At 66.5% G+C, this 19,073-nt stretch carries 22 protein-coding genes and 1 pseudogene; 12 read left to right on the top strand and 11 right to left on the bottom strand.

Annotated elements, in window-relative coordinates; translation table 11 throughout:
• Positions 1 to 29: 29 nt before the first annotated feature.
• Positions 30 to 824: a hypothetical protein gene (locus tag IM784_RS06600; RefSeq protein WP_199554495.1), complete on the bottom strand. Its 795-nt coding sequence runs from the start codon at positions 822 to 824 to the stop codon at positions 30 to 32.
• A gap of 158 nt (positions 825 to 982) precedes the next feature.
• On the opposite strand from IM784_RS06600, the gene IM784_RS06595 reads away from it, so the two are divergent.
• The gene (locus tag IM784_RS06595; protein WP_199554494.1) at positions 983 to 2,587 is read left to right on the top strand and encodes a spinster family MFS transporter; all 1,605 of its coding nucleotides are present in this window, start codon (positions 983 to 985) and stop codon (positions 2,585 to 2,587) included.
• A gap of 8 nt (positions 2,588 to 2,595) precedes the next feature.
• Positions 2,596 to 3,372, top strand: coding sequence for an SDR family oxidoreductase (locus IM784_RS06590; RefSeq protein ID WP_199554493.1), 777 nt, complete (start codon positions 2,596 to 2,598; stop codon positions 3,370 to 3,372).
• Between the two features lie 18 nt (positions 3,373 to 3,390).
• Here the strand turns inward: IM784_RS06590 and IM784_RS06585 are convergent, their stop codons facing one another.
• Together IM784_RS06585 and IM784_RS06580 are read right to left on the bottom strand one after the other, a co-directional pair.
• Positions 3,391 to 3,915, bottom strand: a complete 525-nt coding sequence (locus tag IM784_RS06585; RefSeq protein ID WP_199554492.1) for an SRPBCC family protein — start codon at positions 3,913 to 3,915, stop codon at positions 3,391 to 3,393.
• Complete coding sequence (locus tag IM784_RS06580) at positions 3,912 to 4,865, bottom strand: hydroxymethylglutaryl-CoA lyase (RefSeq protein WP_199554491.1); 954 nt, start codon at positions 4,863 to 4,865, stop codon at positions 3,912 to 3,914. Before IM784_RS06580 ends, IM784_RS06585 begins: the two co-directional genes overlap by 4 nt.
• Before the next feature lie 145 nt (positions 4,866 to 5,010).
• On the opposite strand from IM784_RS06580, the gene IM784_RS06575 reads away from it, so the two are divergent.
• Positions 5,011 to 6,210 (top strand): CaiB/BaiF CoA transferase family protein, encoded by a 1,200-nt coding sequence (locus IM784_RS06575; protein WP_199554490.1) that lies wholly within the window; start codon positions 5,011 to 5,013, stop codon positions 6,208 to 6,210.
• A gap of 72 nt (positions 6,211 to 6,282) precedes the next feature.
• Here IM784_RS06575 and IM784_RS06570 read toward each other — a convergent pair whose 3' ends face one another.
• Complete coding sequence (locus IM784_RS06570; protein ID WP_199554489.1) at positions 6,283 to 6,867, bottom strand: hypothetical protein; 585 nt, start codon at positions 6,865 to 6,867, stop codon at positions 6,283 to 6,285.
• A 99-nt stretch (positions 6,868 to 6,966) separates the two neighbouring features.
• Positions 6,967 to 7,611, bottom strand: a complete 645-nt coding sequence (locus IM784_RS06565) for a GntR family transcriptional regulator (protein WP_199554488.1) — start codon at positions 7,609 to 7,611, stop codon at positions 6,967 to 6,969.
• A 157-nt stretch (positions 7,612 to 7,768) separates the two neighbouring features.
• On the opposite strand from IM784_RS06565, the gene IM784_RS17120 reads away from it, so the two are divergent.
• The 3 genes and pseudogenes from IM784_RS17120 to IM784_RS06555 all read left to right on the top strand — a co-directional run.
• Entirely contained in the window at positions 7,769 to 8,068 is a 300-nt protein-coding gene (locus tag IM784_RS17120; RefSeq protein ID WP_235976609.1) for a TonB-dependent receptor plug domain-containing protein, read from the top strand.
• Positions 8,069 to 8,211: 143 nt separating this feature from the next.
• The gene (locus tag IM784_RS17115) at positions 8,212 to 9,030 is read left to right on the top strand and encodes a TonB-dependent receptor domain-containing protein (RefSeq protein ID WP_328799472.1); all 819 of its coding nucleotides are present in this window, start codon (positions 8,212 to 8,214) and stop codon (positions 9,028 to 9,030) included.
• Positions 9,029 to 9,364: pseudogene (locus IM784_RS06555) on the top strand (OmpA family protein); the annotation flags it as partial. The gene IM784_RS17115 and the pseudogene IM784_RS06555, both read left to right, overlap by 2 nt.
• Before the next feature lie 35 nt (positions 9,365 to 9,399).
• On the opposite strand, the gene IM784_RS06550 reads toward IM784_RS06555, so the two are convergent.
• From IM784_RS06550 to IM784_RS06540, 3 genes are read right to left on the bottom strand one after another with little or no spacing between them, the layout of a single operon-like run.
• The gene (locus IM784_RS06550; protein WP_199554487.1) at positions 9,400 to 9,558 is read right to left on the bottom strand and encodes a hypothetical protein; all 159 of its coding nucleotides are present in this window, start codon (positions 9,556 to 9,558) and stop codon (positions 9,400 to 9,402) included.
• Between the two features lie 43 nt (positions 9,559 to 9,601).
• A complete protein-coding gene (locus tag IM784_RS06545; RefSeq protein WP_199554486.1) occupies positions 9,602 to 10,672 on the bottom strand; it encodes a cupin-like domain-containing protein in 1,071 nt (356 codons plus the stop codon).
• Positions 10,673 to 10,718: 46 nt separating this feature from the next.
• On the bottom strand, positions 10,719 to 11,486 hold the full coding sequence (locus IM784_RS06540; RefSeq protein WP_199554485.1) for a LytTR family DNA-binding domain-containing protein: 768 nt from the start codon (positions 11,484 to 11,486) through the stop codon (positions 10,719 to 10,721).
• Positions 11,487 to 11,488: 2 nt separating this feature from the next.
• On the opposite strand from IM784_RS06540, the gene IM784_RS06535 reads away from it, so the two are divergent.
• Positions 11,489 to 11,932 (top strand): hypothetical protein, encoded by a 444-nt coding sequence (locus IM784_RS06535; RefSeq protein WP_199554667.1) that lies wholly within the window; start codon positions 11,489 to 11,491, stop codon positions 11,930 to 11,932.
• On the opposite strand, the gene IM784_RS06530 is transcribed toward IM784_RS06535, so the two are convergent.
• Together IM784_RS06530 and IM784_RS06525 are read right to left on the bottom strand one after the other, a co-directional pair.
• A complete protein-coding gene (locus IM784_RS06530; RefSeq protein ID WP_199554484.1) occupies positions 11,913 to 13,091 on the bottom strand; it encodes an ATP-binding protein in 1,179 nt (392 codons plus the stop codon). The genes IM784_RS06535 and IM784_RS06530 overlap by 20 nt on opposite strands.
• 48 nt (positions 13,092 to 13,139) lie before the next feature.
• The gene (locus IM784_RS06525; RefSeq protein ID WP_199554483.1) at positions 13,140 to 14,009 is read right to left on the bottom strand and encodes an MBL fold metallo-hydrolase; all 870 of its coding nucleotides are present in this window, start codon (positions 14,007 to 14,009) and stop codon (positions 13,140 to 13,142) included.
• A gap of 64 nt (positions 14,010 to 14,073) precedes the next feature.
• Between IM784_RS06525 and IM784_RS06520 the strand changes: the two genes are divergently transcribed.
• The 3 genes from IM784_RS06520 to IM784_RS06510 are packed head-to-tail and all read left to right on the top strand — an operon-like array spanning position 14,074 to position 15,705.
• Positions 14,074 to 14,394, top strand: coding sequence for an ArsR/SmtB family transcription factor (locus IM784_RS06520; RefSeq protein WP_328799471.1), 321 nt, complete (start codon positions 14,074 to 14,076; stop codon positions 14,392 to 14,394).
• 4 nt (positions 14,395 to 14,398) lie between these two features.
• On the top strand, positions 14,399 to 14,899 hold the full coding sequence (locus tag IM784_RS06515) for a rhodanese family protein (RefSeq protein ID WP_199554482.1): 501 nt from the start codon (positions 14,399 to 14,401) through the stop codon (positions 14,897 to 14,899).
• Positions 14,896 to 15,705: a sulfite exporter TauE/SafE family protein gene (locus tag IM784_RS06510; RefSeq protein WP_199554481.1), complete on the top strand. Its 810-nt coding sequence runs from the start codon at positions 14,896 to 14,898 to the stop codon at positions 15,703 to 15,705. The genes IM784_RS06515 and IM784_RS06510 overlap by 4 nt, the downstream gene beginning before the upstream one ends.
• Here IM784_RS06510 and IM784_RS06505 read toward each other — a convergent pair.
• Positions 15,680 to 16,846, bottom strand: coding sequence for a PQQ-dependent sugar dehydrogenase (locus tag IM784_RS06505; RefSeq protein WP_199554480.1), 1,167 nt, complete (start codon positions 16,844 to 16,846; stop codon positions 15,680 to 15,682). The genes IM784_RS06510 and IM784_RS06505 overlap by 26 nt on opposite strands.
• 152 nt (positions 16,847 to 16,998) lie before the next feature.
• Here IM784_RS06505 and ypfJ point away from each other — a divergent pair, with 152 nt between their 5' ends.
• Positions 16,999 to 17,928: a KPN_02809 family neutral zinc metallopeptidase gene (ypfJ, locus tag IM784_RS06500; protein WP_199554479.1), complete on the top strand. Its 930-nt coding sequence runs from the start codon at positions 16,999 to 17,001 to the stop codon at positions 17,926 to 17,928.
• Positions 17,925 to 19,058 (top strand): aspartyl/asparaginyl beta-hydroxylase domain-containing protein, encoded by a 1,134-nt coding sequence (locus IM784_RS06495; protein WP_235976608.1) that lies wholly within the window; start codon positions 17,925 to 17,927, stop codon positions 19,056 to 19,058. The genes ypfJ and IM784_RS06495 overlap by 4 nt, the downstream gene beginning before the upstream one ends.
• Positions 19,059 to 19,073: the final 15 nt, after the last annotated feature.

Genomic DNA, 19,073 nt, shown 5'->3' with positions numbered 1-19,073 from the left:
TAGCGCGGCGGCGGGCGTTGCAACAGCGGTCAGGCCGTCATTGTTTCCGCCTTGGGGCAATCGGCCTGCCCGCGCGTCGCATAGACCTTCAGCGCATGCTGCCCGGCGGGATGCGCGCGGAACGATTCCACCCGTGTCCGGAACGCCCTGGGCAGGGAGTCCATCGCCGGCAGCGTCGCCGGATGTCCGGGTGGCAGGATCACCGGGCTTGCGAGCACGGCGAACAGCAGGTCGCGGAAACAGGCGCGTTTCCCGCAGAGCCAGTTCTTGCCGCCCAATTCGCTCGCCACCCGATCGAACTGGTGCCGGATCACCGCTTCGGCAAGTTCGGGGCGGAAGGTTTCCAGCTTCAGCCCGCGCCGCAACGCTGCCCGCCACAGCGGAAAGCCCAGCGTCACCGCCAGCCGATCGCCCAACGGCACCCCGGCCAAAGAAGGCGGGATGATCGCCAGCGGGCTCTTCAGCATATAGGCGTAGAAAAGCTGGACAGCGGCCGGGAACAGCTCGGTTGTCAGCGCTTCGGCCCATTCCCGCTCGGCCTCTCCGGTATAGAGGCTGGCTCCCGCCTGCTTCAGCTGCCCCTCCACCCAGCCGATGGCCGGGCGCAGGCCGCCTATCGGCCCCTCCGGCGTCAACAGCAGCGGAAGTTCGATCGGCAGCCCCAGCTTCTTCTGCAGCGGTGCATGCAGGCCGGCGGCGCGCGGCTCGAACCGATGCGGCAGGCAGTGCACCTGCATCAGCCAGCGCAGCAGCTCCACCGGCGGCGCCATCGGCGGGCCGATCAAGGTGACGCCTTCGTCTTTGCCGCCCCCGGTCAATGGCATGGAGATACCTCCGGTCCCAAGCATATCAGGCCTTTGCCATGCCGCAAAGCGAGGCGCCGCGATGCCACACCCTCTTCAAATATGGCGGGAGAAAGCCGTTTCGCTCGGGCCACATGCCTGCTAGGCCCGGCCCGGGAGATCTAAAGGCGGGAGCGGGGATGGACAGATCGGATTTGGGCGCAGCTGAGGCGAGCCCAGGCGCTGAAACGGCGCCGGGCGCTGCGGCCCAACAGGAGGTCGACGGCAAGTATAAATGGTATGTGCTGGGCGTTCTCGTCCTCGTCTATGTGATGAATTTCGTCGACCGGAACATCATGTCGATCCTCGCCGAGGACATAAAGGCCGACCTCGGCATTACCGATTCCGAAATCGGCTTCCTCTATGGCACCGTGTTCGGTGTCTTCTACGCGCTGTTCGGCATCCCGCTGGGGCGGCTGGCCGACATGTGGCACCGGATGCGCCTGCTCACCGTCGGGCTGACGCTCTGGTCGGCGATGACGGCACTTTCCGGCCTTGCTTCCAGTTTCTCACAGCTGGCGCTTGCCCGCATCGGTGTCGGCGTTGGGGAGGCCTCGGCCTCGCCCGTCGCCTACTCCGTCCTCTCCGACTATTTTCCCAAGGAAAAGCGCGCGACGGCGCTCTCCATCTATTCTTCCGGCCTGTATCTGGGCGGCGGCCTGTCGCTGTTCATCGGCGGCCTGATCGTCGATCGCTGGAACCTTGCCTTCCCCGACGGCGGGCCGATGGGTCTGGTCGGCTGGCAGGCGGCGTTCATGGCGGTGGGCCTGCCGGGCCTGCTGCTGGCGGCCTGGGTTTCCACCCTGCGCGAGCCGATCCGCGGCCTTTCGGAAGGCATTGTCATGCCGGCCGAGCCGACGCCCTTCCGCAAGTTCGCGCAGGAGCTTTTCAGCGTGCTGCCACCCTTCACGCTGATCCATGCTGCCCAGCACGGCAAGGTGGCGCTGGCGGTTAATCTTGCCGGTCTGGCGGTGGCAGCCCTGTTCTTCGCCGGCATGTCGCACTTCACCGGCAACTGGCCGCAGTGGCTGGCGCTGGGCCTCGCCGGCTATGCGGTCTTCTCCTGGTCGCGCTCGCTGGGCCACCGCGACCGGCCCACCTATGAGCTGATCTGGGGCACTCCCACCTTCCTGTTCATGGTGCTTGGCTTTGGCCTGGTCTCGATGTCGGGCTATGCGCACGGCTTCTGGGCGACGCCCTATGCGATCCGCACCTTCGGCGCCGACAAGGCAATGATCGGCCTGTTCCTCGGCGGGCCGGCCGCCGTTGCCGGTTTCCTTTCGATCATCCTCGGCGGCCACCTGGGCGACCGCTGGCGCAAGGTGAATCCCAGCGGACGCATCCTCGTCGGCTTCCTCACCATCCTGCTGCCGATCCCCTTCATCATCCTGCAATACACCACCAGTTCGCTCACCCTGTTCTTCGTCTGGGCGTTCATGGCGTCGCTGGCTGGCGCGCTGTGGGTTGGCATCGCCGGCGCCACCGCGCAGGATCTGGTGCTGCCACGGATGCGCGGCGCCTCCACTGCGGCCTTCTTCCTGGGCACCACGGTGATCGGGCTCGGTCTCGGGCCGTTCCTTGTGGGACGGGTTTCCGAGCTGCTGGGCGATCTGGGCCATGCCCTCATCGCCACGGTGCTGCTGGCGCCCATCCCGCTGCTTTGCATGTTCTATGTCTATCGCAACCTGCCCAAGGCGGAGGCTACGCGCATCCAGCGTGCCCGAGCTGCCGGGGAGCCAATCTGAGAGGCCTTATGTCCGTCAAGATCACCGACCTTTTCTCCGTCGCCCGCAAGACCGTCGTCATCACCGGCGGCAGCCGCGGCATCGGCGAAATGATCGCCCGCGCCTATGTCGAGAACGGCGCGCAGGTGATCCTCACCAGCCGCAAGGCCTCCGATGTCGAGGGCCTGGCCGCCAAGCTGGGCAGCGCTGCCACGGCCATCCCGGCAGACCTCAGCCAGATGAGCGAAATCGACCGCTTTGCAGCCGAAGTCGCAAGGATCGCGCCCAAGGTGCATATCCTCTTCAACAACGCCGGCGCTTCGTGGGGGGCCAGCATCGACGATTTCCCCGAGATCGGCTGGGACAAGGTGATGGACATCAATGTGAAGTCCGTCTTCTTCCTGACGCAGCGCCTGCTGCCGCAGCTGGAAGCCGCCGCAACGGCCGAGGACAATGCCCGCGTCATCAACATCGGCTCGATCGACGGTCAGCATGTCTCGCCGATCGAGACCTACAGCTATGCGGCTTCGAAGGCCGGCGTGCTGCACATGACGCGGATGATGGCGAAGAACCTTGCCAGGCGGAACATCGCCGTGAACGCCATCGCGCCGGGCTATTTCCCCTCGAAGATGACCGCCGGCATCGCCGACCAGATCAACAACGAAAGCCTCTCCGTCACGCCGATGGCCCGCTGGGGCACGGCGGAGGACATGGCAGGCGTTGCCCTGTTCCTCGGCTCGAAGGCGTCCGGCTATCTCTGCGGCGCCACCATCACCGCAGACGGCGGCTACGCCACCACCGCCTGAATTCGTTTCACTCCCCTTTCAGGGCGCCTTTCCGGTTTCCACGAACCGCGAAAGGCGCTGGAAGCCTGCCGACATCACCGCGTCCACCGGCGCCGCCAGCTTGTCCAGCCCGGACTGCGGCGGGCCGCCGACGCGGTAGCGCATGGTCAGGCGCGTGCCCTGCCCCTCAGGCTGCAGGCTGAAATCCAGGATCGCGTCCATCGGCAGCGCCTGCAGTGGGCCAAAGCCGCCGCTCATCCGGAGCATGGTGCCCGGCATTGCCGCCACGACAACCGCATGGCGCACGCTGCCGCCATCCCATGTTTCGATCAGCAGGCCGCCGGCGCGCGGGTCCAGCGACAGGCTTGCTGCATTTCCCGAATAGCTGTGCGCGGGATCCCACCAGCGCGGCCACTCCACCAGCCGCGCCCAGACTTCGGCCGGCGGCTTCGACAGCAGCGCCGAACTCTGCGAGGTAAATCCCTGGGGGCCCGATTCCACGACTTCCGCCTGTGCAGGCCCTGCCAGCAGCGCGGCTACGATCAGAGTCCCCCGGAATTTCATGCAGCAACCTCCACCGGCCTGAAGTCGCCCGCCTTTCCCAGCATCGCCGGCAGCGGTCGCCCGAGCACGCCCTCGAACCAGTGATTGGTCGCTATCAGCGTCTCCAGGTCAAGGCCCGTCGCCACGCCCGACCGGTTCAGCATATAGACCAGATCCTCGGTGGCGATGTTGCCGGTTGCCTTGGGCGCAAACGGGCAGCCGCCCAGCCCGCCCAGGCTGGAATCCAGCACATCCGCGCCGGCCCGATAGGCCACCCAGGCATTGGCGATGCCGGTGCCACGCGTGTTGTGGAAATGCGCCCGCAGCCTGACGCCGGGGATCGCCTCGCGCACGCGGCCGGCCAGTTCCTCCACCTGCTGCGGCACGCCGACGCCGATCGTGTCGGCAAGCGCGATTTCCACGGCCCCCGCCTCGGCCAGTTCTTTGGCCAGCGCCACGATCCGCTCGGGCGGCACTTCGCCCTCGAACGGGCAGCCGAACGCCGCCGAGATCGTCACCTGCGGCAGCAGACCGCCTTCCCGCGCCAGCCGCAGCATCTCGCGGTTCTCGCGCAGGCCTTCCTCAATGGTCTGCCCCTGGTTGCGCTGCCCGAAGGTATCGGAGGCGACCAGCACGCAGCCCGCCTCGTCGACCCCGCGCTTGCCGCCCTCGCGCGTTGCCAGCGCCCGCAGCACGCCGCGCTTGTTGAGGCACAGGCCGATGTAGGAGACATCCTTGCGGTCGGGCAGCGCGGCAATCACCGCCTCGCCGTCTGCCATCTGCGGCACGCGGGCCGGGTTGACGAAGCTCGCCACCTCCAGCCGCCGGACGCCGGCCGCCATCAGCCGGTTCAGCATCTCCACCTTGTCGGCCGTGCCGATCACTTCCTTTTCGTTCTGCAGGCCGTCGCGCGCGCCGACCTCCACCACCTGCACGGCGCGAATTCCTGCGGTTTCGACTGTCTGGCCCATCCTTCGTCCTTCCCCGACACGTTCTGACATACCCTCACAGGCTGCCGGATTTCCAATATTGTATACAATTGCGTTCAGCGCCTATATGGCCTCAACCGGTTTCAAGGCAAGCACGCCTTAAGGCAAAACGAGGACAGAATCACCCATGGCACAAGGCGCGCTGGACGGATTGCGGCTGATAGAAATGGGCCAACTGATCGCCGGCCCCTTCTGCGGGCAGCTGATGGCCGATCATGGCTGCGAGGTGATCAAGATCGAGGCCCCCGCGCGCCCCGGTGACAGCACTGTCGGCGATCCGATGCGCGCATGGGGGCAGGGCCAGCCGCTGTGGTTCCCTGTTGTCGGCCGCAACAAGAAGACGATCACGCTGAACCTGCGCGATCCGCGCGGCGCCGAGCTGTTGAAGAAGCTGGTGAAGAAGTCGGATTTCCTGCTGGAGAATTTCCGCCCCGGCACGATGGAGAAGTGGGGGCTCGGCTATGAGCTGCTCTCGGCCGACAATCCCGGCCTCATCATGATCCGCGTTTCCGGCTATGGCCAGACCGGCCCCTATGCGCCGCGCGCCGGTTATGGCTCCATCGGCGAGGCGATGGGCGGCATCCGCAACCTCGCCGGAGATCCCTCCACGCCGCCCAGCCGCGTCGGCCTCTCCATCGGCGACTCGCTCGCCGCCACCTATGCCTGCCTTGGCGCGATGATGGCGCTGCAGCACCGCAATCGTACCGGCGAGGGCCAGGTGGTGGACAGCGCCATCTATGAAGCGGTTCTGGCGATGATGGAATCGACGGTGCCCGAATATAGCGTCGGCGGCATCACGCGGGAGCGTACCGGGTCCATCCTGCCCGGAGTCGCGCCCTCCAACGTCTATCCCTGCTCCGACGGGGATATCCTGATCGGCGCCAACCAGAACAGCGTCTTTGCGCGCCTTGCCGAAGCGATGGGGCGGCCCGAGCTGGCGGCCGACGTGCGCTATGCCACACACGGCGCCCGCGGCACGCACCAGCAGGAGCTGGACGATCTGATCGGCGACTGGACCCGGACGCAGACCTCGGAAAAGGTGCTGGCGACGATGGAAGCGCATGGCGTTCCCGCCGGCAAGATCTACAAGGCGCCCGACATGCTGGCCGATCCGCACTTCCAGGCGCGCGAGGCGCTGGTGCATGTTCCGCATCCGGATTTCGACAATCTGGTAATGCAGAACGTGGCGCCCAAGCTGTCGGCCACGCCGGGGAAGGTGAACTGGCCGGGGAAGCCGATGGGCGCCTTCAACCACGCCATCTATCACGATCTGCTGGGGCTTTCCGACGACGACATCGCCGGCCTGAAGAGCGAGGGCGTCATCTGACGCCCCGAAGCAGAAGTTGATCTGACCCGAACCGCCGCCCCGCCAAACGGGGCGGCATCGGGACGGACGCCTTCAGATCGCGGCGGCCACCTGCCGGCGCATCTGTTCCACATGGGCTTCGCGGCCCTGCGCATCCAGCATCAGCTGGATTTCGTCGCGATCAAATTCCTGCGCGCGCAGCTGCATCCAGCTGCGGGCGCCGATCGCCAGCCAGCCCAGCGCCAGCAGATAGAGATCGATTCCGCCGACGTCGGCGCGTGCAAACGGCAGCAGGCTGACAACCAGCCACCCACCTGCCAGCACCGAGCTATTCGGCCGCTCGGTCTGCAGCACAAGGCGGAACAGGCCCAACACCATGCCGCCGACCAGCATCAGCATCACCTGGTTTTCCAGCGTGACGCCCAGCACAGCCATGGCGACCGCGGCCCCGACAACGGCGAGCGCGCCGGCCGCAGAAATGATGTTGCCCTGCTTCACCAGGATGCTGCGATCCTGCGAGATTTTGGCGCGCCGACGGGCGAAGGCCGGGCTTGCGGCTGCCTCGGCGGCAATCACCTGCTTCATCCGGGCCCTGTCGAAGCCACGGCGCTGATCGAGAATATGATCCAGAGCATCCCGCTCAAACCGGGAGCGACGTTCAATGGTTAGGCTGTTCACGCGACCTGTCCCTCTTTGTACACTGGTTCTTGCCGACCTTGGACCGTTGGTTAACGCGGATTGACCACCCAGCGCCAGCCCCCTGAATGTAAAGCAGGATTACATCGTTTCCGCCCTGCTTGCTGCCGCAAACACGTGCAGCGCGCGCTGGATATGCCCCATCATCATCGCCTTCGCCCACTGCGGGTCGCGCGCACGGAAGGCGTCGAGGATCGCGGCATGTTCGGCATGGCTGCGCAGGAACTCTTCCGCGCCATAGCGGCGCGCGGTGCGGCGGATGACCGGCTGCTCCACCAACGCTCCCAGCATGGCGGCCAGCCGCGGCGATTGTGCCGCTTCGACCACCACCGCATGAAAGCCGCGATTGCCTGCAAGGAAGCGTTCGGTATCCACCGTTTCCACCGACAGCCGCACTTCCTCGTTCATGGCCTCCAGCGCCGTCAGCTGCTCCGCCGTGATGCGGCTGGCGGCCCGCTCGGCCGCATGCCCCTCCAGAATCGCCCGGAGCGTGAACAGCTCGGCCACATCGTCTGCGGACCAGTCCGCCACGAAGCTGCGCGCACCCTCGGTGCGGCGAACCAGATACTCGGCTTCCAGCCGGCGCAAGGCCTCGCGCACCGGCGTGCGTGAAACACCGCACAGCGTGGCCAGCTCTTCCTCGCGGAGGGGCGTGCCCGGCCCCCATTCGCCGCCGGTGATCCCCGCCCGGATACGGGAATAGGCACGTTCCGAAGCCTTCGACATGCGCGCTGCGCCTGACCTTTCCATCCATCCACTGGTGCCGACCTACTGTTGCCGACATGCCACGCTGTCGCAGCCCTCGAATCCGGCGCGATAGCCATTGGCCCTGAAACATTGTATACAATAACCATAACAAAACAACTTTTCAGGGAGTTACAACATGGTCCGTCCAGTCCTCCTGTTGCTTGCCACCACCATGCTGTCGCAACCGCTTCTGGCGCAGGAGGCAACACAGGAGGAAGACATCCTCGTCACGGCGCTGCGCTCCTCGCAGCGTGCGGTCGATGTCCCGGCCTCGGTTACCGTGCTCACTGCCGACACCATCGCCCAGGCCCGGCTCGCCACGGCCGAGGATTTCGCCCAGCTCGCCCCAGGTGTCACCATCGTCACCGGCACTGCTGAGGCCGGCGATACCCAGATCAACATCCGCGGCATCAACGGCGCCCGCGATGCTATATAGCCTCTGCGCTGGGTACGCCGGCAAACCCCACCAACCTCGCCGTCTCCAACACATGTTTCGAGACCACAGCCGCCCTCACCGGCTTCCCCACCAATTCGCCGACCTTCATCGGCAATAATCCGATCCCCTTCATCTACGATCCGGTGAATGGCTCCACCTTCGGCGCCTATAGCCCCACCATCTGCGACGGCACCCAGCTGCAGACCCGCGACCAGGAGGACTTCTCTGCCGAGGCGCGCTTCACCGGCACCTTCGGCAACGTCGACTGGCAGGCCGGCATCAAGGGCAGCCTCTTCGACAACCGCGTGCAGTTCGACCTTGCCGGCTTCTACACCAAGGTCAGCGACATGCAGTTCTTCGAGTTCTTCGTCGGCTCGTTCGGCCTGCTGCGGGTTGTCTCCAACATCGACAAGGTCGATCTGTGGGGTGGCGAGCTGAACGTCACTGCCTCGATCCTGGATGGCTGGACGGTGTTCGGCTCGGCCAACATCACCGACAGCAAGATCAAGAAGAACAGCTCGCGCCCCAGCACGGTCGGCAACAAGAGCCCCTATACCGCGGACTATACGATCAACCTCGGCACCCAGCTGGCGCTGCCGGTAACCGAGAACCTGACCGTGCTCGCCCGCGCGGACTGGCGCCGCACCGGCCCCACCTGGTTCCATACCGTGCAGGACCAGACCGCGCCGACGCTGTTTTCCGGCCTGCTGCCCGGCTCGGCGCTGGCGCTTCCGGCCTTTGTTGGCGACGCCCGCTATGATGTCGCCCAACGCCGTGCCTTCGACGTGGTGAACCTGCGGCTGGGGCTGAATTTCGAGACGTTCGAAGTCGCCGCCTTCGTCGACAATGTGTTCGACGAAAAATATATCAACGAAGCCATTCCCGCGATCGAGTTCGGCGGCAGCTTCATCAGCCCCGGCGCCCGGCGCATGATCGGCGTGGAGGCGAGCGTGAAGTTCTGACGACTGCAAGGCGGTGCTCTCGGATCAGGCGAAGGCCGAGCTTTGCGCCGCCGCCGCACAGGCCGAAGGCACCAGCAACGCCCTTCTTCTGGTGGTCGGCTACACAGATTCCACCGGCGACGAAGATTTCAACCAGACGCTCAGCGAAAAGCGCGCCACGCGTGTAGTGAACTTCCTGCAGCAGCGTTGCGGCTGGAAGCCCTATCGCATGCTGACGCCGACCGGCATGGCCGAGGCAGACCCGACGGCCAGCAACGACACCGAAGAGGGCAAGGCGCAGAACCGCCGTGTTGCGGTGAACGTGCTCGTCAGCAAGGGGCTGGACGGCATCTGAGGAGCGGGCCGGGGTGGGTTTCCCCTCCCCGGCCGTCACGCAGCCGCGATGCGGGCGTCGATCTGCTGCTCCGGCACCGTCATCGGCACCGCGCCCGTCTTCACCACGGCATCGCTGTAGCGCCGCCGGAGGTCATGGCGGGCGCCCAGCGCTCCTTGCGTCGTTTTCCGAAGGCGGTTGATCTCGTTGTGCACGGCCTTGCAGCCGCAGGCCTGCCCCTGTCAGGCGCAGTACCGGTCAGAGCGCCCCTTCACTGGCGTAGAAGCTGGTAAACTCATTGTCCCAGACGAAGTTGGTGAAGCTCATGCCGATGGTCATCGTCAGCCCGGTCACATGGTGCCACCAGCCCACCGGCAGGAAGAGGATGTCACCGGGGCCGATTTCCACCGTCAGCACCCGCGGTCGCACCGCCGCCGGCACGCCTTGCAACTCCGCATCGGCGCCAAAGCAACTGAAGCAATGCCGGTGGTTGCGCATCCGGTGGGTCTCCGCAGGCGAGACCAGCGCCACACGCTTGCGCCCCACCATGTTCACCAGCAGATTCTGCGTCAGATCATGGTGCCAGGGTGTCACCGTGCCACGCGGGCCCATCCAGAAGAAGCCGTCGCCCAGATGGCTCTTGCCCAGATAGCCTGGCAGGTCGCCGACATCCGCCCACAGCGCTGCAAGTGCCTTGCGGTTCACGCCGCTGTTGTTGGCGGTCACATAAAAATCATTGGTTTCCGGGTCGCCGCGCAGCAGTTCCAACACCTCGTGCCAGCGCATCTTCCGCTTGTGGGCGATGCTGTTCAGCTCGAAGTCGACGTCCGCCTCGCGCCCGCCCTGCACCTCGACTTCGGGATTGCCGAGCCCGGCGAGGCTGTCCAAAGACCATTGGCGCCCGGCCCAATCTTCGGTCATCCCGGTCAGCACCACCGGGGTCAGCGTCGTATAGTGTTCGGCAAAGAAGGTTTCCGGCGCCAGCCGCTCGCGCCGGGGCACCTCGGCCACCTGCATCCGCTCCAGCTTGGCGCGGGCTTCCAGCAGCCAGTCACGCTTCGCCAGCCGCGCCTGCAGCTGCGTCGCCGCCTTCAGATAGGGATGCCCGGCGGCGGCGGCGATTTCCGCCTTTGCCTCCGCTGCCGCAACGCCGCGCCGCATCAGCACGGCCAGCACCGCCTCCGCCGTCTCGCCGGCAAGCAGCTGCTCGGCCACCAACTGGCGCAAGCTGTCGTCCAGCGGCGTCCCGCCCGGGCCGCTCGGCACGGCACGGATTCCCAGAGCGCGCAGCGGGTCGTCGGGGCGGAAACTCTTGCGGGCATCAAGCATGGTCGTCGCTTTACGACAGCTTTGTGACACCCCCAAGTCTGCCGGCCTAAAGCCCGCCCGCCGCAGATGGCAACCGGTCGCGATAGCGCCGGCTTGCCATCACCGCCGTACCGTCGCTGAGGTCCAACAGCACGTCGCCGGATGCTTGCGGCTTTTCCGCCCGGATCATGTCGCGGTTCACAAGCCGGGAGCGGTGAACCTGCACGAAGCCCGGCCCCAGTTCCGATGCAGCGGCCGCCAGCGTCATGCGCACCAGATGCCGCCGCTCGCCCGCCTCGATCTCCACATAATTGCCCGCCGCCTCCACCAGCCGGATTTCCGACGGGCGCAAATGCACCGTCCCGCCGCCAGTGCGGAAGCTGAGCAGAGCTTCCTGCGAAACTGCCGGCACGGCAGGCTGCCGCCAGCGCTGCTCGATCCAGAACAGCATCAGGATCAGGCAATAGCTCAGCACATCGTTGCGCCATTCGAACAGGAATTCGAAGCCGAACCCGTCACCGCCCCAGGCGTAGTTGCCGCCCATCAGTCCATAAGCCAGCGATCGCAGCGACCAGAGAAGCGCTACATGGCCGATGGCAAACACCACGGTCGTGCCGAGATGCGCCGCCGCCTTCCGCCAGCTGGGCGGAACCGGCGGCCAGCGGCGATAGGCCCAGTAGATCAGCGGCACCAGCGTCAGCACGGCAATGCCGCTGCTGGTCTCCCATACCAGCGGCTCCCAAGCCTCGAAATCCCGCTTTCCTTCGGGCGCCTGCATCAGGATGGATGTCGTGTTCACAATCGTCACCACGGTCACGATCAGCGCAAGCGTCAACCATGCCCCACGCGACGGCCAGATTCGCCGCTCACCGCTCGTCCCAGCCCGCTCACCGCTCGTCACAGGCACCTCACCGCTCGTCACAGGCACCTCACCGCTCGTCCCAGCCTTCCGGCCTGTCGCGTCTTTCCGCGAGATTTCCGCCGACCGGCTGTCATGTCAAGGGCAAGACCAAAGCCTCCTCTCGCCGCCTCGACCATGACTGGCTGCGCATCGCCGCCTTCGGCCTGCTGATCCTATACCATAGCGGCATGTTCTATGTGTCGTGGGACTGGCATGTGAAATCGCCGCACGCCAGGCCGTTACCACTCGAAGCGACGCTGCTGATCGCCGTCACTGCCACCAGCTGCATGATCGCGGCGCTTGCCGCCATGCGCTGGCGGCCACTCGGTATCGTCCTCGGCGCGACGCCGGAAACACCGCTCAGACCAGCTCCGGCATGATCCGCCGCATGAACTCGTCGAACATCGGCACGGTGAAGGCGGTATCGCCATGCGCTGGCGAATACAGCATCCCCTTCTTGATCAGGCTGTTGCGGATGGGCGCCAGCTGCGTCACCTGCTTCCCCAGCAGCTCGGCGATATCGCCCGAACGATGCGGCCCCGCCCCCAGCTCCGCCATCGCCCGCACATAGCGCTTTTCCGTCGGCGTCAGCCGATCGAAGCGCACGCGGAAAAAGCTCGCATCCAGCTCGGCGACCGCCGTTACCGTCGCGTTCTCGACATCCTGCAAGGTGATCGGCGAACCGAACGCCAGGTCCCAGGCATGTTTTCCCCATTCCTGCAGGAAATAGGGATAGCCCTGCGTCGCCTTTAGGATGGCCTCGACTGCGTCGCGTTCGATCTCCTCATCCTCGCGTTCGATCGGCAGCACGATGGCATTGCGCGCAGCGCCGGCATCCAGCCGCGCCACCTCCACATATTCGAACAGCCGCTCGGCATAGCTTTTCGCCCGCCCCATCTGCCCCAGCAGCTGCGGCAGCCCGGCCGCCACCATCGTAACCGGCAGCTGCGCCTGCGCCACGGCATGCAGCGCCGCGATCAGCGCCGCCATCTCGCTTTCCTTCACATACTGGATCTCGTCGATGGCCAGGATCGCCGCCGTGTCGCGTTCCTTCGCAGCCTCGCCCACCGCCAGCAGCAGTTCGGTGAGGTCGACTTCCAGATCGCCGGAATCCGCCACGCCCTTCTCTGGCTCGACATCCAGCGTAACCTCGATGTCGGAGTAGCTCACCTTCAGCTTGGCAAAACTTGCGAGCGCCCTGAGCGCCCTCTGCGCCCCCTTCTTGGTCGCCTCCAGCCGGTCCAGTTTCAGCAGTAGCGCCCTGAGCGGCGCAGCCAGCATAGCCGGCAGCGAGCGTCCTTCCGGCGCCTCGATCCTGACCGCGTGCAACCCGCGTGCCTCGGCATCCTGCCGAATCTTCCCCAGCAGAACGGTCTTCCCGGTGCCGCGCAAGCCATAGAGAATGAAGCTGCGCGCCTGCCGCCCGCGGGCGATGCGATCTAGCGCAATCTCCGCCCGCTCGATCAGGTCGTCGCGTCCGGCAAGCTCGGGCGGGCGCGTACCCGCGCCGGGCGCAAAGGGGTTTCTGACAGGATCCATACGGAGATTACCTCAAATTATCTCCTACAAGTAAACCCTGTAAATGCCCTATGCCTCGGCATAGCCCTCCGGCACGGTCAACGGCAGTGCCATCCGCCGCGCCCCATCCCCGGCTGCCGGCGGCAACCGTCCACCCTCCACATTCACCTGCAGCGAAGGCAGCAACAGCTTCGGCACCGCCAGCGCGGCATCGCGCGCGGTGCGCATGGCCACAAACTCCTCGGCGCTCACCCCGTCATGCACATGCACATTGGTCGCGCGCTGCGCCGCCACCGTCGTCTCCCAGCGATACGCCTCGCGCCCGGGGGCCTTGTAATCGTGGCACATGAACAACCGCGTCTCGGGCGGCAGCGCCAGCAACCGCTGAATCGAGGCATAGAGCGTCGCTGCATCGCCGCCGGGAAAATCCGCCCGCGCTGTCCCATAGTCGGGCATGAACAGCGTATCCCCCACGAACACCGCGTCGCCGATGCGATAACTGACACAGGCCGGCGTATGCCCCGGCGTCGCCAGCACCTCCACCTCCAGCGCACCCAGATGAAAGCGCTCGCCATCGGCAAACAGATGGTCAAACCCGTCGGTCCCGCCTTCGATGCCAAAGCGCGGTCGAAAGATCGCCTGCACCTCGCCGATGCGCGCACCAATGCCCAGCTTCGCGCCAGACTTCGCCTTCAGATAACCCGCCGCAGACAGATGGTCGGCATGTGCATGCGTCTCCAATATCCACTCCAGCCGCAGTCCACCCTCAGCCACCGCCGCCAACAGCGCATCGGCGGACCGCGTCGAAATCCGCCCCGAAGGCTGATCGAAATCCAGCACGGGGTCGATGATCGCGGCCGCCTGCATCGAGGGGTCGGAAACAAGATAGGAAACGGTGTTGGTGGGCTCGTCGAAGAAGGCCCGGATGATGGCGGTCATGGCAGATCCTTGACATTATATTCAATAATACTAATTTAGTTTTATCTAATATAAAGGTCAAGCCGTGCCAAATGCCCCCCTCGATCCAGTCCAGTTCGCAGCCCAGGCAGGGCGGCTTGCGGAAACGCTCGCGCTGCTCGCCAGCGCCCCGCGCCTGATGATCCTTTGCCGCCTGTCAGAGGCAGGCGAAATGCCGGTCGGCGCGCTCGCGGACTCGGTCGGCCTCTCCCAGTCCGCCCTGTCGCAACACCTCGCCCGTCTCCGCGCAGACGGCCTCGTCGCCACCACGCGCGAGCGCCAGTCCATCCGCTATCGCATCGCAGACCCGCGCGTGCTGCAGCTGATGGAAACCCTCCATACCCTCTATTGCACCCAGGAAGCCTGAGCCCATGCGCATCACCGCCACCGAAGCCCGCCAACGCGTCGCCGCAGGCGCCACCCTTATCGACATCCGCGGGGCAGATGAGTTCGCCCGCGAACATGTCCCCGGCAGCCTCAACATCCCGCAAGAGCAGCTCGAAACCGCACGTCTCCCCGCAGGCCCGCTCGTCTTCACCTGCCGCTCCGGCGCCCGCACCGGCGGCTGCGCCACCCGGATCGCCGCTGCTGCAGGCCCCCGCGCCCGGATACTCGAAGGCGGCCTCTCCGCATGGGCAGCCGCAGGCGGCCCAGTCGTCGCGGATCGCAGCCAGCCCATCCCGATCATGCGGCAGGTACAGATTGCCGCCGGCGCCCTAATCCTCGCCGGCGTAATTCTCAGCGTCACGGTAAACCCGGCGTTCCTCGGCCTCTCCGCCTTCGTCGGCGCGGGCCTCACCTTCGCCGGCGTTACCGGCTGGTGCGGCATGGCGCATCTCCTTGCCCTGATGCCGTGGAACAAGGCTGCATGATCCCCGCAGCCCTCGCCGCCGGCGTCGCCATCGGCCTCATCCTCGGCCTCATCGGCGCGGGCGGCTCCATCATCGCCGTGCCGCTGCTGGTCTATTTCGTCGGCGTAAAGGATGCGCACGCCGCCATCGGCACCGCCGCAGTCGCCGTCTCGCTCAGCGCCCTCCTCAGCCTCTCGGGCCACGCCCGCACCGGAAACGTGAAGTGGAACTGCGCGCTGGTCTTCGCAGGCGCCGGCAGCATCGGCGCATGGATCGGCTCACGGGCCGGCAAGGCCACAGACCCCGACCTCCTCCTCGCCCTCTTCGGCCTGCTGATGCTCGGCGTCGGCCTGTCCATGCTCCGCCCCCGCCAATCGGAGCCAGACCCAAGCGTCCGCCTCACCCGCGCCAGCGCCGCCCGCCTGCTCCCGCGCCTCGTACCGCTCGGCCTCGGCACCGGCCTCCTTGCCGGCTATTTCGGAATAGGTGGCGGCTTCCTCATCGTACCCGCGCTCCTGCTCGCCACGGCGATGCCCATCACCTCTGCGGTCGGCACCTCGCTCGTCGTCGTCTTCGCGCTGGGCGCAACCACCGCCACCAGCTACGCGCTGGCCGGCCGCGTCGACTGGCCCCTCACTGCAATCATGGTCGCCGGGGGCGCAGCAGGAGCCGCCGCGGGCATAGCAGTGGGCAAGCGCCTCGCCAGCCGCCGCAATCTGCTCGCACGGCTGTTCGCCATCCTCGTCATCGCGACCGGAATCGCTGTCGCCGCAAAGGGCTGGCCGGCGCTCGCCGCAGCCCTCAGCCCGCTGGTTTCAGCCGGATGATCCGCCCCTCGTCCTCGTCCGTCAGCACATAGATCAGCCCGTCAGGACCCGCTACGACATCGCGCACCCGCGCGCCGATCTCGATCCGCCGTTCGGGCCGCGCCGCGCCATCAGCCCCCATGCGCAGCACGCGCACATCGCTGCTCATCAGCCCGCCCGCCAGGATCGCCCCGTTCAGCCCCGGCAGCACCGTCCCGCGATAGACTGCCAGCCCGGATGGCGCGATAGACGGCACCCACACCGAAACCGGATCGCGGAAACCGGGCCGCGAGCGTTCTTCGGTGATCACCTTGCCGGAATATTCCAGGCTGTAGGTCACTATCGGCCAGCCATGATTGCCGCCCGCGACGATCCGGTTCAGCTCATCCCCGCCCCTGGCGCCATGCTCGGTGGCCCACACCACGCCGGTCGAGCCGTCGCGCGCCAGCCCCTGGATATTGCGGTGGCCGATGCTCCACACTCGCCGGTCCCAGCCCAGCCTGGGGTTCAGCACGCCGGGATTGTTCTTCACCGGCAGGCCATCGGCTGTAACCCGCAGAACCTTGCCGAACCAGGTGGCGCCATTCTGCGCCTGCTTGCGGCTCAGGTCGCCCAGCACCGACGCCGGCGGGTTTCCGCCATCGCCCACGCTCATCAGCAGCGAGCCATCGGGCAGCCACAGCAGCCGCGAGCCGAAATGCTGGCCACCGCCTTTCGACACCGGATTTCGGATCAGCTCCTGCACCTCGGTCAGCATGTTGCCGGTCAGCTTGCCCCGTGAAAGCGCCGTGGCATTGGCCGCATCCGTCCCCGTCGCGTGCGTGAAGTAAACCAGCCCATTGGTCGCAAAGTCCGGATGCACCGCCACGTCCAGCAGGCCGCCCTGCCCGATCACCGGTATCTTCGGCATGCCCGCCACCGGCGGCCCCACCCGGCCGTCCTTCGAAACGATCCGCATACGCCCGGCCTTCTCGGTCACGATGGCGCGCCCGTCCGGCAGGAAGGCCATGCCCCATGGTTTCACCAGGCCGGTCGCCCACACCTCCTGCGCGACCCCCGGCTCGGCCGGCACGTCAAAGGCAACCACGGGCGGCCGCACCTGCGCGACCGCCGGAATTGCAACCAGAACCGCACCCAGAACCGCCGCTGCAATCACGCGCATTCCCATCTCCTCTTGTCACTCGACGTAATGCCTCTGCCGCCCGTCTCCAAGCCCGGCGCGACATCCCGTTCCATGGGCAGCCTGTTTTGCTCGCAACCTCCGGCGCTTTCCCCTATCCTCGCCGCGAACGGGGCATAGCGAGAGGGTAGGACATGAGGCTCGACGACCAGCGCGAAAGCAGCAACGTGGAGGACCGGCGCGGCGAAGGCGGCATCGGCTTCGGCGGCGGCGGCGGCCAGCAGGCCGGCGGCTTTGGCGGCATGGGCGGCTTGCTGGGCCTGCTGATCCCGCTCATTGGCTCCAAGTTCGGCATCGTGGGCATCATCGTCGCCTTTGGCGCCGTCTTCCTGCTGTCGAACATGGGTGGTGGCGGCAGCCCTGCAGTTGCACCGCACGCCAGCGCCCCCACGCAAAGCGCGCCCGCGCCGCAGATGGCCCCCGGCTCCACCGACCAGTTTGTCGCCAAGGTGCTTGCCACCACCGAAGATACCTGGAGCAAGCTGTTCGCCGCATCGGGCGAGAAATATCCCGCCCCGAAACTCGTGCTGTTCGATGGCAGCATCCGCTCCGCCTGCGGCTCGGCGTCGGCCGCGTCCGGCCCCTTCTATTGCCCGGGCGACCAGAAGGTCTATCTGGACACAAGCTTCTTCGACGAGCTGCACAGCCGCTTTGGCGCCCCCGGCGATTTTGCCGCCGCCTATGTGATCGCGCATGAAGTCGGCCACCATATCCAGACCATCACCGGCATTTCCGATGAAGTCACCAAGCGGCAGAAATCCGCTCGCAGCCAGGCGGAAGCGAACCAGTGGCTGATGCGGCTGGAACTGCAGGCCGATTGCTATGCCGGCGTCTGGGCCGCCAACAACCGCAACCTGCTCGATTCCGGCGATTTCGCGGAGGGCGTACGGGCGGCGCAGGCGATCGGCGACGACACCCTGCAGAAGCAGGCGCAAGGCCGCGTCGTGCCAGACAGCTTCACCCACGGCAGCGCCGCACAGCGCGTCCGCTGGCTGACCAGGGGTTTTGAAAGCGGCAATCCCAACGCCTGCGACACGTTCAATATTCCCGCCGCCCAGCTTTGAACAAACCTGTCGCCGCCATAGTCGCCGATATCCAGACAGCGCTCCGTCGCGGAGACGTGGCGGGAGCCCGCGCACAGTTGGCGACGCTTGCCGACGCGCCACCGCTCCTTGCCGCGCAGGTCGCGCGGATGAGCGGCGATCCGCATGGCGAGGAGCAGGCGCTCGCCCGGGCGCTGGAGCTGAGCCCGGGCCAGATGTTGCCCATGCTGGCCATGGGTAATCTGAAGGCGGAGCGCGGCGACGACCGTGCCGCCACGGCTTTCTATCAGGCCGCCCTGAAGCGGGCCGCCGCCGGACCGGTTCCGCCGGAACTGCACCCGCTGTTGCAGCGCGCGCAGACCTGGCTCGCTGAAGCCGGCGCCCGCTTCGAGGGCCATATGCGCGCTGCGCTGGGCGACATTGCCCACGTTCCCCGCGTCGCGCTGGCCATCGACATGCTGAGCGGCAAGGTGCCGCTCTATCTGCAGCAGCCCAGCATGTTCTATTTCCCCGGCCTGCCCCAGCGCCCTTTCTATGAACGCCATGAATTTCCCTGGCTGGCCGAGTTGGAGGCCGCCATTCCGGCGATGCAGGCCGAACTCGCCTTCCGCCTTGCCGGTGGCGAGGATTTCCGACCCTATGTGGAAACCCAACCGGGCCGGCCGGCGCCCAACAATCCGCTGAAGAACGACCCTTCGTGGGGCGCCCATTATTTCTGGCAGAACGGCGAGATCGTTGCCGAACATGCCGCCGCCGCGCCCGCGACCATGGCGGCGCTGGCGGCTGCTCCGATCCCGGTGATCAAGGGGCGCTCGCCGATGGCGCTCTGGTCGCTGCTGAAGCCCGGCACCCACATCCAGCCGCACCATGGCATGCTGAACACCCGCCTCATCTGCCATGTCCCGCTGGTGGTGAACGCCGATTGCGCGCTCCGTGTCGGCCCGGAAACGCGGCGGTGGGAGCCGGGCAAGGCGCTGATTTTCGACGACAGCTTCGAGCATGAGGCCTGGAACCGGGGCACTGAAACACGCGTCATCCTCCTCTTCGAAATCTGGCGGCCGGAAATCGGCGCCGAGGAACGGGCGGCGCTTACCCGGCTGTTCGAAGGCATCGACCTGTTGGGATCGGCGCAGGGCGGGAACGGCTTTTAGCGAGCGGCGGCACTG

The organism is Sandaracinobacteroides hominis (assembly GCF_016464365.1).
GTDB lineage: Bacteria > Pseudomonadota > Alphaproteobacteria > Sphingomonadales > Sphingomonadaceae > Sandaracinobacteroides > Sandaracinobacteroides hominis.
Note: the sequence above shows the minus strand (reverse complement) of the source record. Positions and strands in the feature narration are given on the sequence as shown.

Excerpts from the sequence above, each read along its gene's own strand:
- IM784_RS06575 (WP_199554490.1), top strand. The coding sequence starts at position 5,011 with ATGGCACAAGGCGCGCTGGACGGATTGCGGCTGATAGAAATGGGCCAA.
- IM784_RS06580 (WP_199554491.1), bottom strand. The coding sequence starts at position 4,865 with ATGGGCCAGACAGTCGAAACCGCAGGAATTCGCGCCGTGCAGGTGGTG.
- IM784_RS06590 (WP_199554493.1), top strand. The coding sequence starts at position 2,596 with ATGTCCGTCAAGATCACCGACCTTTTCTCCGTCGCCCGCAAGACCGTC.
- IM784_RS06515 (WP_199554482.1), top strand. The coding sequence starts at position 14,399 with ATGCGCATCACCGCCACCGAAGCCCGCCAACGCGTCGCCGCAGGCGCC.
- IM784_RS06545 (WP_199554486.1), bottom strand. The coding sequence starts at position 10,672 with ATGCTTGATGCCCGCAAGAGTTTCCGCCCCGACGACCCGCTGCGCGCT.
- ypfJ (WP_199554479.1), top strand. The coding sequence starts at position 16,999 with ATGAGGCTCGACGACCAGCGCGAAAGCAGCAACGTGGAGGACCGGCGC.
- IM784_RS06505 (WP_199554480.1), bottom strand. The coding sequence starts at position 16,846 with ATGCGCGTGATTGCAGCGGCGGTTCTGGGTGCGGTTCTGGTTGCAATT.
- IM784_RS06535 (WP_199554667.1), top strand. The coding sequence starts at position 11,489 with ATGCCCCACGCGACGGCCAGATTCGCCGCTCACCGCTCGTCCCAGCCC.
- IM784_RS06525 (WP_199554483.1), bottom strand. The coding sequence starts at position 14,009 with ATGACCGCCATCATCCGGGCCTTCTTCGACGAGCCCACCAACACCGTT.
- IM784_RS06600 (WP_199554495.1), bottom strand. The coding sequence starts at position 824 with ATGCCATTGACCGGGGGCGGCAAAGACGAAGGCGTCACCTTGATCGGC.
- IM784_RS06510 (WP_199554481.1), top strand. The coding sequence starts at position 14,896 with ATGATCCCCGCAGCCCTCGCCGCCGGCGTCGCCATCGGCCTCATCCTC.
- IM784_RS06585 (WP_199554492.1), bottom strand. The coding sequence starts at position 3,915 with ATGAAATTCCGGGGGACTCTGATCGTAGCCGCGCTGCTGGCAGGGCCT.
- IM784_RS06595 (WP_199554494.1), top strand. The coding sequence starts at position 983 with ATGGACAGATCGGATTTGGGCGCAGCTGAGGCGAGCCCAGGCGCTGAA.
- IM784_RS06530 (WP_199554484.1), bottom strand. The coding sequence starts at position 13,091 with ATGGATCCTGTCAGAAACCCCTTTGCGCCCGGCGCGGGTACGCGCCCG.
- IM784_RS06565 (WP_199554488.1), bottom strand. The coding sequence starts at position 7,611 with ATGTCGAAGGCTTCGGAACGTGCCTATTCCCGTATCCGGGCGGGGATC.
- IM784_RS17120 (WP_235976609.1), top strand. The coding sequence starts at position 7,769 with ATGGTCCGTCCAGTCCTCCTGTTGCTTGCCACCACCATGCTGTCGCAA.